The 13,827-nt window shown below is 41.5% G+C and carries 10 protein-coding genes; 5 read left to right on the forward strand and 5 right to left on the reverse strand.

Features of this window, described 5'->3' with window-relative positions; all coding sequences use genetic code 11:
* The first annotated feature begins 595 nt into the window (after positions 1-595).
* Positions 596-1,198 (forward strand): porin family protein, encoded by a 603-nt coding sequence (locus D0T50_RS11705; protein WP_163223716.1) that lies wholly within the window; start codon positions 596-598, stop codon positions 1,196-1,198.
* A gap of 34 nt (positions 1,199-1,232) precedes the next feature.
* Here D0T50_RS11705 and D0T50_RS11710 read toward each other — a convergent pair whose 3' ends face one another.
* Positions 1,233-1,514 (reverse strand): hypothetical protein, encoded by a 282-nt coding sequence (locus D0T50_RS11710; protein WP_163223717.1) that lies wholly within the window; start codon positions 1,512-1,514, stop codon positions 1,233-1,235.
* 79 nt (positions 1,515-1,593) lie between these two features.
* Between D0T50_RS11710 and D0T50_RS11715 the strand changes: the two genes are divergently transcribed.
* Genes D0T50_RS11715 through D0T50_RS11725 form a run of 3 tightly spaced genes read left to right on the forward strand, consistent with a single transcriptional unit; the run spans position 1,594 to position 4,045 of the window.
* Positions 1,594-2,133 carry a ferredoxin domain-containing protein gene (locus D0T50_RS11715; protein ID WP_163223718.1) on the forward strand — a complete coding sequence of 180 codons (540 nt, stop codon included), beginning with the start codon at positions 1,594-1,596 and terminating at the stop codon, positions 2,131-2,133.
* Positions 2,130-3,158 (forward strand): agmatine deiminase family protein, encoded by a 1,029-nt coding sequence (locus D0T50_RS11720; RefSeq protein ID WP_163223719.1) that lies wholly within the window; start codon positions 2,130-2,132, stop codon positions 3,156-3,158. The genes D0T50_RS11715 and D0T50_RS11720 overlap by 4 nt, the downstream gene beginning before the upstream one ends.
* A 2-nt stretch (positions 3,159-3,160) precedes the next feature.
* Positions 3,161-4,045, forward strand: coding sequence for a carbon-nitrogen hydrolase (locus D0T50_RS11725; RefSeq protein ID WP_163223720.1), 885 nt, complete (start codon positions 3,161-3,163; stop codon positions 4,043-4,045).
* A gap of 53 nt (positions 4,046-4,098) precedes the next feature.
* On the opposite strand, the gene D0T50_RS11730 is transcribed toward D0T50_RS11725, so the two are convergent.
* The 3 genes from D0T50_RS11730 to D0T50_RS11740 form a co-directional block, all read right to left on the reverse strand.
* Positions 4,099-6,852 (reverse strand): T9SS type A sorting domain-containing protein, encoded by a 2,754-nt coding sequence (locus D0T50_RS11730; protein ID WP_163223721.1) that lies wholly within the window; start codon positions 6,850-6,852, stop codon positions 4,099-4,101.
* Between the two features lie 19 nt (positions 6,853-6,871).
* On the reverse strand, positions 6,872-8,629 hold the full coding sequence (gene aspS / locus D0T50_RS11735; protein WP_163223722.1) for an aspartate--tRNA ligase: 1,758 nt from the start codon (positions 8,627-8,629) through the stop codon (positions 6,872-6,874).
* Between the two features lie 85 nt (positions 8,630-8,714).
* Entirely contained in the window at positions 8,715-9,749 is a 1,035-nt protein-coding gene (locus D0T50_RS11740) for a diacylglycerol kinase family protein (protein ID WP_163223723.1), read from the reverse strand.
* Between the two features lie 191 nt (positions 9,750-9,940).
* On the opposite strand from D0T50_RS11740, the gene D0T50_RS11745 reads away from it, so the two are divergent.
* Positions 9,941-11,125 carry an aminotransferase class I/II-fold pyridoxal phosphate-dependent enzyme gene (locus D0T50_RS11745; protein WP_163223724.1) on the forward strand — a complete coding sequence of 395 codons (1,185 nt, stop codon included), beginning with the start codon at positions 9,941-9,943 and terminating at the stop codon, positions 11,123-11,125.
* Between the two features lie 317 nt (positions 11,126-11,442).
* Here the strand turns inward: D0T50_RS11745 and D0T50_RS11750 are convergent, their stop codons facing one another.
* On the reverse strand, positions 11,443-13,824 hold the full coding sequence (locus D0T50_RS11750) for an ABC transporter permease (protein ID WP_163223725.1): 2,382 nt from the start codon (positions 13,822-13,824) through the stop codon (positions 11,443-11,445).
* Between the last annotated feature and the right edge of the window lie 3 nt (positions 13,825-13,827).

A 13,827-nucleotide genomic window follows, 5' to 3' on the forward strand; every position in this document is an offset into this window, starting at 1 on the left:
GATATGAATGACAACCTTTTTAGAATGAAAAGATATATTGCGACAACCTTTTTAGTAACAAGCAGTAAAAACTGACAACCACTTTCAGTATAAGTCATAACACTGCATTGTTGTTCTTTTGCAAGTTTCAGTTTTATCTCTTCACATATGTGATGATATATCGGCACAACTGTGAAGAGATATCATCACAGTTGTGAAGAGATAAATAGGCTACTTTCAAAAAAACATAAATACAGTTCAAAAGCGACAGAGATGAAGTTCAATAAGTTCTTAGTAACTATGGCAGTGTAGTTTTAATCTTATGGCAATGAAAGTAAAACAAACAAGAGTTGAAAGAGATATAAAAAGTAGATTCGAGAATAAATAAACGTTTGTTCCGGCATATTTTTAAGGTTTTAATTAAAGAAAGTTCACTTTTCATTCTATATAACTTAAAAAATCTTTATAGCTTTGCATTAACAACATTTTAAATCAACGAAGCGATAGATATAAATCGAAGCTACACAAAAGGAGATGCGATTATATTACAGACCCACGCTTCTTAAAATCAACTAATAGTTTGGAGAGTCTGACAAACACAAAAACTTTCTGTTTTATGAAAAAATTATTATTATCTGCACTTCTTTCAATTCTTTTTGTTGGTGGTGCTTTTGCACAAGAAGGAACTCGTTGGGGTATCGTTGGAGGTATGAATGTAAGTAACTTCAACATTTCCGGATTTGATTCTAGAATTGGTTTCAATTTGGGAGCCAGAGCTGAGTTCTCTCTCTCAAAATCAGTGGAAGGCTTGTATCTTGATGCAGCTGCATTGCTATCCTTAAAAGGTGCTGAGATAGATGGAGGGAGTCTAGCTAAATTTACTGTAAACCCTTATTATTTAGAGATACCTATTCATCTTGGCTATAAATATGCTGTTAACGATGATTTTTCTATTTTTGGTAGCGCTGGTCCTTATTTGGGATTTGGTCTGTTTGGTAAAGCCAAAGTAAAAGCGGAAGGCGAAAGTATGAAAGAAGATGTATTTGGAGATGACGGGTTTAAGCGTTTTGACTTTGGATTAGGATTGAAAGCCGGATTTGAAATTGCAAAAAAATATAGATTTGCTTTCGGTTACGACTTTGGTCTCATAGAAGCTGATGATGAAAACTTAGGCATAAAAAACAGAAACTTCTCTATTTCATTCGCGTATATGTTCTAAAACCACATTACAATAAATTACAAGAGGCTCACTATCAACGTGAGCCTCTTGTTTTTATGACTTTATTCTTCAAAGCATATCGTTCATCCACCACTTGGTTAGTAGGAAAGAAGGTAAACATCATTACCCATTCTTCCTCTTTATACTTGAACTTCCTACCTGTTACGCCATTCTCAATGGCTTCCAGCTTTCCTTGAATAAACAGTTCAATTCCCTGCGGCATTTTGTTTGTAGTTTGTATAAACTCCACAACAACAAAGTAGCCGGGCGTTGGCAAATCCGCAATCATTTTCAATATACTATTGGTCAATTCCATTTTCGGGCAAGCTTTTATTCAATTTTTCATCCAAAGATAATTATCTTTGCCCGTATAATTTTAAGCCACACAAAATATTATGTTGATTAACGAACGCAACAGTCGCCACCAACACCTGTTGGATGTAGCACGTCAGCTAATGACAGCTGCAAGAACAGCTCCTAAAGGACGAGGTGTTGATATTCTTGAAATAGCAGTTATTACCGAAGAAGAAATTCAGAAGCTTTCTGATACGCTGATCGAAATGGAGAAAGAAAACGGAATGAAGTTTTTCTTGCGAGACGCGGATAATATATTAAATGCGGAGTGTATTATATTAATAGGTACGCGCGATGAAGCACAAGGGCTCAACTGCGGACATTGTGGTTTTGCAACCTGTGCTGCCAGAAGCGAAGGGGTTCCTTGCGCTATTAACTCGGTAGATGTGGGGATTGCTCTTGGTTCGGCTTGTGCTATGGCTGCCGATTTACGGGTAGATACACGTGTTATGTTCTCTGCCGGATTGGCTGCACAGCGGCTGAATTGGCTGAAAGGATGTAAACAAGTATATGCTATACCTGTCAGCGCATCTTCTAAGAATCCATTTTTTGACCGCAAACCTAAAGAAGAAAATAAATGAGCCAACATACTTTCCTCCCTGCCGAATGGTATCCGCAAAGTGGTGTGCAACTTACTTGGCCACACAAAGACACCGATTGGGCATATATGCTTGATGAGGCAACCGAGTGTTTTATCCAGATAGCATCAGAAATAGCCAAACGCGAATTGGTATTAATTGCTACTCCTGAACCAGAAGTTGTGAAAGAACAAATAGCCAAACGTGTAAACATGGATAACGTGCGTTTGCTGGAGTGTCCTACCAATGATACTTGGGCAAGAGATCATGGTGCTATAACTTTATTAGAAGAAGGCACTCCTATCCTACTCGACTTTACCTTCAATGGATGGGGGCTGAAGTTTGCATCAGATGCCGACAATCTTATTACGCGTGAGGCAGTCAAAGCAATTGCGTTACACGGAACATATCAAAATTGCTTAAACTTTGTACTCGAAGGTGGTTCCATCGAAAGCGATGGAATGGGAACAATACTTACTACCAGTGAATGTTTGCTCTCTCCTAATCGTAATGCCCACCTTGACAGGGAGGCAATAGAAGAATACCTCAAAAAGAGATTCAATCTAAAGCAGGTGCTATGGTTAGACTTTGGTTATTTGGCAGGAGATGACACTGATAGTCATATAGATACATTGGCACGTCTTTGTCCAAACAACACGATTGCTTATGTAAAATGTACGGATACAGCAGACGAGCATTACTCGGAACTTGCTGCTATGGAAGCACAACTCAAAGGTTTCCGTACACTAAGCGGTGAACCCTACAAGTTGCTTGCGCTTCCCATGGCAGATGCTATTATTGAAGACGGTGAACGCTTGCCCGCAACTTATGCCAACTTTTTGATTATAAACGGTGCGATACTCTACCCTACCTACAACCAACCGGAAAATGACACTATAGCTGCCGAAGTATTGCGCGAAGCATTTCCAACTTACGAAATAGTAGGTATTGACTGCCGCGCATTAATAAAACAACATGGGTCACTTCACTGTGTAACCATGCAATATCCTAAAGACGTAATTGAATAGCCATGAGAAAGATTACAGTAGGATTGATTCAACAATCCAATACAGCAAACGTAGACGAGAATATTAAAAAATTAACTACGAATATAGCCGATTGTGCCGCCAAAGGTGCGCAACTGGTAGTTTTGCAAGAGCTGCATAATAGTTTATACTTCTGTCAGACAGAAGACACCAATCTCTTCGACTTGGCAGAAACCATTCCCGGCACTTCTACCGAATATTATGCAAATCTTGCAGCTAAACACAACATAGTGCTGGTAACCTCTCTGTTTGAGAAAAGAGCTCCCGGTTTGTACCATAATACTGCTGTAGTTTTTGACACGGACGGTAGTATCGCGGGTAAATATCGCAAGATGCACATACCCGACGACCCGGCATATTACGAAAAATTCTACTTTACTCCGGGTGATTTGGGCTTTGAGCCTATTCAAACGTCACTGGGTAAACTCGGCGTATTGGTTTGTTGGGATCAATGGTATCCCGAAGCTGCCCGTATGATGGCACTTAAAGGTGCCGAAATGCTCATCTACCCTACGGCAATTGGCTGGGAAAGTTCGGATACGGAAGAAGAGAAATCGCGCCAACTCAATGCGTGGATTATTTCTCAACGCGGACATGCGGTGGCAAACGGACTTCCGGTTATTTCGGTAAATAGAGTTGGACATGAAGAAGACCCCTCGGGACAAACAAATGGAATAAGTTTTTGGGGCAATAGTTTTGTGGCTGGCCCACAAGGCGAGTTCATTATACAAGCAGGAAATGAGAAGCAAGAGAACCTGATAGCAGAAGTTGATCTGGAACGTTCGGAGAATGTGCGTAGATGGTGGCCGTTCTTACGCGACAGAAGGATTGACGAATATGCAGGAATTGTGAAAAGGTTTATTGATTAAATAATAAAGGGGGCTCAAACGCCCCCTTTATTATTAGCACTACATTAAGAAACTTACCTCTTAACTATCTTCACTCTTCCTTGTCGTCCATGCTTATCTACTATATGCAAGATATAAACAGCAGGAGCCAATCCGGAAACAGATACCGCTTGAGACATAACCGACTGAGAAACCAACTGTCCCGATAGATTATATACTTTCATAGAAGCGATGTCGCCATAACTTATAAACGCTGTCTCTGTTTGATATACTTTGAATGTTTCTTTTTCTGAGATCTCAGCAACTCCGGTTGAAGGTGATTGATCAAAAACCCGAATGAATAAATCATAAATACGGATTTCTCCTCCGCTTACCATGTTAACGAAGCGTACGGCAATCGGCTCTTTTGTTTCCTCTATTCCTGCTTTTGCCATCATGTCCCAACCACTAAATGTTCCTTTAGAGAAGCTACCGCTATCCCATTTTTTCCAGGTACTAACATCGGTGCCGGGAGTTCCATAAAGAATATTCACGGTACGTCCACCGGTGGTGTACATGTTTACCTTCAGCTCCATCAGGCTGGGCAATTCAAATTGTACATATCCTCCGCTACGTCCTACAACAATCGCTCCGGCATGACCGAAAGGAGTAGCACCACCCGTCTCTGTATACGTTGGATTCCACGACGTATAAGAATCAGAAGAAAGAGTTACAACATTGCCTTGCAAGTCGGCATGGCGTTTTTCATACGATTCGTTTATCGAATACCAATTGCCGGTAAGCACTTTCGACGGAACAACACGGGTTATAGAGCCCGACAAAGAGAGGGGTTTCATTCCTCCAACAGTAGTAACCGTAAATGAGCCTTCTTGGTTTGGTGTACCAACTATTTTCAACGTGTTTCCTGATTTCGTTTGTTGCAAACCATCGGGTAAGTCGGTTACTGTAACATCAGTAGCTCCACCACCCCATTCTATTATAATGTCTTCAATGGCAGCTCCAATATTAACTGTCTGCTTTAAGTTATCAGAAGAGCACACCAATGTTCCGGGAGCAATTGTAGAAACTGTGATAACTCCCGAAAGCGTAACCGGACTCTCTCCATCTACAGTAGTAACGGAGTAATTTACGGTAGCTGTCGGGGTGCCCGAAATAACTACAGTTTTGACATCCGGATTTTTTGTTGCCACAAGTCCCGTCCCTTCAATACCGGTTACTGTTACATCTGTGGTAGCACCGCCCCACTTGTAGGTAATTGGCTCAATGGCCGTTCCTATATATACTGTTTGTTCTGTACTACCAGATACAAAACTCAGTTTTGCTTTAGCAGGGTCTTCCAATTCAAAGGCTCCCATATCGGCAGACTTACCAGCATAATCAATTGTAATATTGGCTATATCTTTATAATGCAACGGTAGCAAATCTGCCGGAATAGAATTTACCGGAGCAAAGTTTGCTATGATTTGTCCTGCATCTACCAACTCACTTGTCTCTTTTAAGCGAGCAAAACCATTATCAGGAAGAGAACCATCTGCTTGGCGAGGAGCTTTGAAATCAGCTTCTGATAAGCTAACGAACTGGTCGGCGCGGTTTTTGGTTTTATTGGCTTGTCCGTTTACCTTAGTGCTTTCTTTAATAGAACTGCTACTATCCAAGGTTGTCCATGAGTTATAGTCACTATCGGGGTATTTTGTATAGCCATCTTTACCCGGTGTAAAGAATTCATGGTTTTCTTTCGATGCACCCCAGCCCACGTTGTTTCTTAAATACATCACACCATAATCAATGACGGTAGGAAAACGATAGTTATATTCATTGTCGAAACTCAGATTGTTGAAAAGATACATTCCTTCCTGAGCATTGTTCTGGTCGAACCCTTTGTGTAAAGAGCCGAAAGAAACACAGTTCATAATTACATGAGCGCCAACAGACTGATTGAAGTTAATCCCGCCGGCAGAACCTCCTCCTCCGAGCTTAAAGCCGTTTCCATTCTTTCGTGCTGTGCCATTTTTGTCATATCCTGCTTTGTATGACCAGCAATCCTTTATTAAAACAGGATGATATACCATGTATAAGTCCCAGTTATCATCCGAGTTATTCCAAGCACGACAGCCAATAAACTCGTTGCCCGGACCGGGAAACAACTTAGCAGCAAATCCGTCGGCGTCACCGCCATCATCTCCCTTGCCACCATAGCCTACGGCATCATAATTATAATAGGAGTCGCAATTTAGAATAATATTATGGCTTGAGTAGCTGTAGTTAGGATTGTATTGAGGCTCTCCCGAGATTGGAAACGATTTTGTTTCTTCATAAGTAAACTCCTTATACATTCCTAGTTGAAGGCCAGTATCGTTATTATCGTAGAACCGGCAATTTTCTACAATGTTGTAGCTTCCTTCCAATTTCATTCCGTTGTCCTTGGCATTGCACATTTCTAAGTTTTTGAAATGCCAATAGTTGCCCAGATGATTGACATAAATACAACGAGACATTTTGAACTCAGGTTCACTGTTAGCTACCATCTCGCTGCCGTCAATAATTACTTGTTCGCCAGCAACACCAAACAAACAAATACGAGCATCAGCCCTACCTGCTTTGTTTATAAGAATACGTTTTGTTGGCTTATATCGCCCTCCAAATACATAAATAACATCTCCGGGGGCAGCTGCGTCGACTGCTTTTTGAATAGTTCCAAAAGGAGACTCTTTAGTTCCCGGGTTCTGATCCGAACCGGTGGTAGCTACATAGTACTCTGTAGCTACCAACAATTGAGAAAAGCCCAAGATAAGCGTCAAGAGTGCTAATCTCAAGTAATTGTGTTTCATAAGTATTAAATTATAGTTGTTATTCTTTCACATCAACAATCAAACTTAACTCGTCCAATTGTGATTGATCCAATACCGAAGGAGCATCCAGCATCACATCGCGTCCTGAATTATTTTTTGGGAAAGCAATACAGTCACGGATAGAATCCAAGCCGGCAAAGAGCGATACAAAGCGATCAAGTCCGTATGCCAACCCACCGTGAGGAGGTGCACCATACTTAAAGGCATTCATCAAGAAACCAAACTGCTCCTGTGCTCGTTCGGGTGTAAAGCCAAGCAACTTAAACATTTGCGCTTGTAATTCGCTATCAAAAATACGGATAGAACCACCACCTACTTCAACTCCATTTATAACCATATCGTACGCATTTGCACGAACAGCACCCGGGTCACTTTCTAATAAGTGAATATCTTCGGGCTTTGGCGAAGTAAACGGGTGATGAACCGCCATATAACGACCAGATTCGTCATCCCACTCAAACAAAGGAAAATCTACCACCCACAAGCAAGCAAACTTCCTCTTATCACGCAAGCCAAGTTGAGAACCCACTTCCAAACGAAGCTCGTTGAGTTGTTTGCGTGTTTTCATCGCATCATCTCCCGAAAGTATAAGAATCAAATCGCCCGGTTTTGCATTGAAAGCAGCTTTCATTTGTTGCAATACCTCTTGTGTATAGAACTTATCCACGCTTGATTTTACTGTACCGTCTGCTTCTACGCGAGCATACACCATGCCTTTGGCACCAATCTGCGGACGTTTTACAAAGTCGGTCAATGCGTCAAGTTGTTTGCGGGTATAGCTTGCTGCACCTTCGGCACATATACCACCAATATAGGCGGCCCCATCAAATACAGGGAAGCCATGACCTTTCAACACATCCATTAGTTCCACAAACTGCATTCCGAAACGCAAGTCGGGTTTATCGCTTCCATAATACTTCATAGCATCGTGCCATGACATGCGCTGGAAAGGTTCGCTTATTTCTATGTTTAGGAGTGACTTGAACAGGTGTTTGGACAAGCCTTCAAAGATATTCAATACATCTTCTTGCTCCACAAAACTCATTTCACAGTCTATTTGGGTAAACTCCGGTTGACGGTCGGCACGAAGGTCTTCGTCACGGAAACACTTCACTATTTGAAAGTAGCGGTCGAAGCCCGACACCATTAGCAATTGTTTCAGCGTTTGCGGAGATTGTGGCAAAGCATAGAACTGTCCTTGGTTCATACGCGAAGGTACTACGAAGTCACGTGCACCTTCTGGTGTAGAGCCAACCAGTACGGGAGTTTCTACTTCGAGGAAGTTTAGCTTATCCAGATAGCTGCGTACTTCAATAGTCATCTTATGGCGAAGCTCTAAGTTTGCACGCACTGAGTTACGACGCAAGTCGAGATAGCGATACTTCATTCGGATATCGTCTCCCCCATCGGTATTATCTTCGATAGTAAAAGGTGGAGTTATTGAAGCATTCAGTACTTTGAGTGTTGAAACAATGATTTCAATATCACCCGTAGGTATATTAGCGTTCTTATTAGAACGTTCATTTACAGTTCCGGTTATTTGAATTACAAATTCGCGTCCCAATTTATTGGCTTCTTCGCAAAGAGCAGCATTCACCTCTTCGTTAAACACGAGTTGTGTAATACCATATCTGTCGCGCAAATCAACAAATGTCATCCCTCCCATTTTACGTGAGCGTTGCACCCAACCCGCCAGCGTAACGCTGGTATTAACATCGGAGATACGCAGCTCTCCACAAGTATGTGTTCTATACATCTTTATAATATATGTTTATTGTTTTGATTTTATAATTAAGGCAACAAAAATAGAGATTATTTTGCAATCCTCTTTCTCCACGATCTTAATCTTTCTTGGTCAGCTTCTTTATTATCGCTACATTCTTATCGATTATCTTTTTATTTCGCTGACTAATGTCTTCTACAATAGTTTCGTTGAGCATGCGCATACCAGCAAAATAATCCGACGCAGCTTGGAGTATATTCATAGCACCCTCTTTCATATTTTTAGGGACTACAACATTGATACCGCCTTTTATCACTTCAATATTCAGGTCTTCGTTTGCCATAATGGGGTCGCCGTCGTAGTGCACCACTCCTGGTTTACTTCGACGAATACGAAGACTCTTGCATTGAAACGTCTTTATATGGCTATTCTGGTTAATAGTTTTATTAAACAATTGAAACGAAAGCGACGGTACATCCAATACCGTAAATGGTTCAAGAATAGTAACGTCCAACAGCCCATCACTCATCGAAGCATTAGGGGCTATATACGCATTGTTTCCATATTGCGATGCATTGCCACAAGCTATTAAAAAAGCTTTATGCTTTCGTGTACCATCTTCGGTTTCCAGCTCATAAGTTTCGGGTTGGTAATTCAGACTCTCAAGCAATGTCTTTTCAAGGTAAGTAAGCATACCCCTCTTGCCTGCCTGGGCAAACTTTAAGCTAACAAACGCATCGAATCCTATTCCGCAGGTGCAGAAGAAAGGAATGTCGTTAATCTTCCCATAATCCATCGGTGCTACAACACCTTCGTTTATTATGTTTAAAGCTTTTTTTACGTCAATAGGAATCTGTAAGTGTCTTGCAAGACCATTTCCGGAACCAAAAGGAAGTATTGCCAGTGCCGATTCTGTATGCACAAGCGAACGTGCTACCTCATTAATAGTCCCATCGCCTCCTACCGCTACCACTATATCTGTTTTGTTTGCAGCAGCTTGAGCAGCTATTTCAGAAGCATGACCAGCTCTCTCTGTATAAAAAACCTCCCATGTATATTTTTCTTTGTCAATAACATTGTCAAAGAGTTTAACAGCAAGTTCCTTATTGGCAACACCTGATATTGGGTTTACTATAAAATTAATATGCTTCATTTTATTATCAAAGTACGACAAAAATAACACTTTCTTCATTAACTAAGCATACAATGAGCAACATTAAAGTGGTTTATTGAATATTTTCATATAAAAAAAGAATGTCTAAAAGTATTTTATTATCTTTGACCCCGATTTTGAAACACACAACAAAGAGTTGTTATACCTATTATTATATATAATATCGTCAAATGGGATTATTACAGGAGAAATTAGCGAAATACGACGTTCCCCAGCGAATTAAAGAAAAGGGCGTATATCCCTATTTCCGTTGCATTGAAAGCGAACAAGATACAGAGGTAACAATGAGTGGTAAGAAAGTGTTAATGTTCGGGTCGAACTCATACCTCGGACTTACAAACCACCCGAAAGTCATTGAAGCAGCTATTGAAGCAACCCGCAAATACGGTACCGGCTGTGCAGGATCAAGATTCCTCAATGGTACACTCGATATGCACATAGAGTTAGAAAAAGAACTTGCCGCATTCGTAGGAAAAGAAGATGCAATCATTTACTCAACAGGTTTTCAGGTTAATCTTGGCGTGGTTTCTTGTGTTACCGGCCGTGAAGATTATATTATATGTGATGAACTTGACCACGCATCAATTGTAGAAGGCAGACGTTTATCATTCTCTACCGCACTGAAGTTCAAACACAACGATATGGTTTCGCTTGAAAAAGAACTTGCCAAGTGCAGACCCGAATCTATTAAGCTGATTGTTGTAGACGGAGTTTTCAGTATGGAAGGCGACATAGCCAACTTACCCGAAATAGTGCGTCTGGCTAAAAAATATAATGCAAACATCATGGTTGACGAAGCTCACGGGCTTGGTGTACTTGGTAATCAAGGACGTGGAACGTGCGATCACTTCGGACTAACCCCGGATGTAGATCTTATCATGGGAACATTCAGCAAATCATTTGCTTCCCTGGGTGGTTTTATTGCTGCCGATGAGTCTATCATCAACTACCTTCGCCACAATTCCCGTTCTTATATATTCAGTGCCAGCATTACTCCGGCATCTACAGCTGCCGCACGTGCTGCTTTGCATGTTATGAAGGACGAACCTCAATACCTTGAGAACCTGTGGAAGAATACCAACTATGCCTTAAAGCGTTTCCGCGATGCAGGTTTCGAAATTGGTAACACCTCTACTCCTATCATCCCGCTTTATGTGCGCGACATGGAGAAAACATTCATTGTTACTAAAATGGCTTTTGACGAAGGAGTATTTATCAATCCGGTAATTCCTCCCGCTTGTTCGCCCGAAGATACATTAATTCGTTTCTCGCTTATGGCAACTCATACCATCGACCAGATTGATTATGCGGTAGATAAGCTAATCGTATGTTTCAAGAAAATGGGAATCATCTAAGAAAAGATCAAGCCTAATATAAAATGCCACGTTTACTCATAAAAAGTAACGTGGCATTTTTCTTTAAACACTATTTTTACTATCAATAAAAACCTTGTTAATCCGTTGGCCTACTTTTCAGCCTATGGATGAGTGATTGTGCGCCTATGGCTGAAGGGTCGTGAGACTATGGCTGACGGAGCATGCGCCTATGGCTGACAGTCAGAAAATTGGTCGTGAAGACCTTGTGAAGGATAAAAGAGGGGGTCTTCACACATAACCCATTCACTGTCATTTACTTACAGCGATATGTGAATGTGAAGACCTAAAGGCTCGTTTTACTTTTCTTTTATAGATTCCGCGGGATTCTGAGCGGCCGCCCTTCTTACCTGCACAGCTACCGAGAGTACAACTAGCAATCCCGTTACCACAAATACAGCAACATAATAACCTGCATGTATATTTACCCGATACGCATACGTTTCGAGCCAGTGTTGTACAAATACATATCCCAGCGAAAGTGCCAAAGCATTGCCCACCACCAACTGCCACAAGTACGACCGCAGAAACAACTGCAGAATATCTCTGAAAACCGCACCATTTACTTTGCGAATAGCAATCTCTTTCTTCCTCTGTTCTGCCGATAGGCTAACCAGTGAATAGATACCAAATGAAGATATCAGGATACAAATCAACGCTAAAAGTGTAAAGATGCTCGACATGGTTTTCTCATCGCGACTGAACTCCTCTACTAGGTCGGGCAGGTAGATGAACTGTTTACTGGGATCTATATCTTCTTTCTCGTACTCTTTATACAAAGAACGAGCAAACGCCAAAGCCTTCTCTTTGTTCTGCGGTTGTACTTTGATGTAGAAGTATTGTTGCCGCGAGTAGTAATACTTAACCTCATCCATGATAGCAAAGAAGAGTTTATCAATGGGGTACTGCATAGGACTGTAGTAGAAGTCCTTCATTACGCCACAAATACTGTTAGACATAGGGTTATCAGGATGTTTGTTTATCCGCCTGCCTACCTGACCCCCTTCGCCAAGCATACGTGCGCCGGTTTCGTTCACCACATAATCATACGTACCAAGATTCGTTATCCATTCGCCCTCTTTCATTTGTAGTCCAAAAAAGGAGAGGAAGTTGGGGTCGACAATTACAAGGTAGTCCTTGGAGTTTTCTTCCATATCTCTTCCTTCTATCATCAGGTGGCTGATAAACGTACAGTAATTATCTCCACCTTGTTGAGAGAGAACAGGCATAACCAAGCCCGTAACATCTTCTATATACGGGTTGTTCTGCAATGCTTCTTTGAAAGGGCGACAATCTTTGCTATTCGCTGCACTAAAACCAAGGTCTATCTGCCAGATATTCTCTGTCTTTATGCCTTTATCGGTGTTAGACATAAAGCTAAACTGACCATATATACACAGCGAAGTGATAAGCAACAGCGAGCCAATGAAAATTTGTCCGGTTATCAACCCATTGCGAAAGAAGCGCGATGCCACATGTCCTTTCTTCTGTTTTAGTAACACAAGGATTGGGAACAAACTTACCACCAAGAAAACGACTACCGACAAAGCTGCAATAACGACACTTGCCAGGAAGATATCTTCACGCTCCAACGAGTGGTTTATGCCGGTAAAGAAACCGTCATTCTCTATTCGCGTATATTGCTGATAATACGGAAAAATCAATTCGATAAGCGCTAACGCCAGCAAAAATGCAAAGAGCAACGGCAGCAATAGTTCTATAAGTTTCTTTCCGGTAAGTCCGCGTAAGGAAGCACCCAGCAACCTAAAAGTTAGGTTAGTGCCCAGCTTACGTTGCTGCTGTCCAATGAAAAGTACCAACAGATTCATCAATGCGCTGACGAAAGCAAGCAGTCCCGCAAAAGCAAGGATATTGATATTGCGAAAGCGTGCCGAAAGATGCTGGTTGCAACAGAAATGCACTTCGGGAAGCGAACGCAAATGAAATCTCCATTCGGCAGGTTTGCTGTATGGGGTAGCCACCTTATCCAAGCGGTATGACTCTATCTTTTGCCTCAGTAAGTTGATATCGGCATGTGGATTTACCCGAACGTACACCGTATTGCGTCCCTGATTATTCTTTTTCGCCTCACCCAATACAATGTAATCAAACTTAAAGTTTGTATTCTGCGGATAGTCGCGTATTACTCCGGCAATATGAAATGATCGATGTTCGTTTACCTGAAAACGTTTGTCAGTACAAAGGCTATCGCCAAAGATGAAGCGTGCCGTCTTTTCGGTTAGCAACACCGACTTGCCGTTATAGGCATTACCCCTGATGCTCCCTTCCTTAAAAGTAGCTTGAAACATAGAGAAAAACGCAGAGTCTGCCCGAAGCCCCATCCAACTCTTTTCCTTTCCATCCGACCGATAGCTTATCTCGCTTGTGGCGCACATCTGTTCTATCTCGGGGAAAGTGGCAAAGTGGCTCCTTACTTCTTCATGAAGCTGACTAAGCTCTAAATCTTTACCATCTGCAGTTTTGGAAATGCCGCTAGTGGTAATCATATAGGTATGCTTCCAATCGGGATGAAAAGTATCGAAGGTATGTTCCCAGTAATACCAGTAACTGCCCAAAACAAAGGCTGTAAAGCCTATAGCCAATCCAATAACGCTAATGGTGCTCTGCGTTTTGTACTTCAGTAGATTGCGAAAGGCTATTTTTAGATAGTGTAGTATCATACG

The sequence above is a fragment of the Bacteroides sp. 214 genome, assembly GCF_010501015.1.
Taxonomy (GTDB): domain Bacteria; phylum Bacteroidota; class Bacteroidia; order Bacteroidales; family Bacteroidaceae; genus Bacteroides.

What these genes read in the sequence shown, in the direction of transcription:
- D0T50_RS11705 (WP_163223716.1), top strand. Translation starts at nt 596, where the DNA reads ATGAAAAAATTATTATTATCTGCACTTCTTTCAATTCTTTTTGTTGGT.
- D0T50_RS11710 (WP_163223717.1), bottom strand. Translation starts at nt 1,514, where the DNA reads ATGGAATTGACCAATAGTATATTGAAAATGATTGCGGATTTGCCAACG.
- D0T50_RS11715 (WP_163223718.1), top strand. Translation starts at nt 1,594, where the DNA reads ATGTTGATTAACGAACGCAACAGTCGCCACCAACACCTGTTGGATGTA.
- D0T50_RS11720 (WP_163223719.1), top strand. Translation starts at nt 2,130, where the DNA reads ATGAGCCAACATACTTTCCTCCCTGCCGAATGGTATCCGCAAAGTGGT.
- D0T50_RS11725 (WP_163223720.1), top strand. Translation starts at nt 3,161, where the DNA reads ATGAGAAAGATTACAGTAGGATTGATTCAACAATCCAATACAGCAAAC.
- D0T50_RS11730 (WP_163223721.1), bottom strand. Translation starts at nt 6,852, where the DNA reads ATGAAACACAATTACTTGAGATTAGCACTCTTGACGCTTATCTTGGGC.
- aspS (WP_163223722.1), bottom strand. Translation starts at nt 8,629, where the DNA reads ATGTATAGAACACATACTTGTGGAGAGCTGCGTATCTCCGATGTTAAT.
- D0T50_RS11740 (WP_163223723.1), bottom strand. Translation starts at nt 9,749, where the DNA reads ATGAAGCATATTAATTTTATAGTAAACCCAATATCAGGTGTTGCCAAT.
- D0T50_RS11745 (WP_163223724.1), top strand. Translation starts at nt 9,941, where the DNA reads ATGGGATTATTACAGGAGAAATTAGCGAAATACGACGTTCCCCAGCGA.
- D0T50_RS11750 (WP_163223725.1), bottom strand. Translation starts at nt 13,824, where the DNA reads ATGATACTACACTATCTAAAAATAGCCTTTCGCAATCTACTGAAGTAC.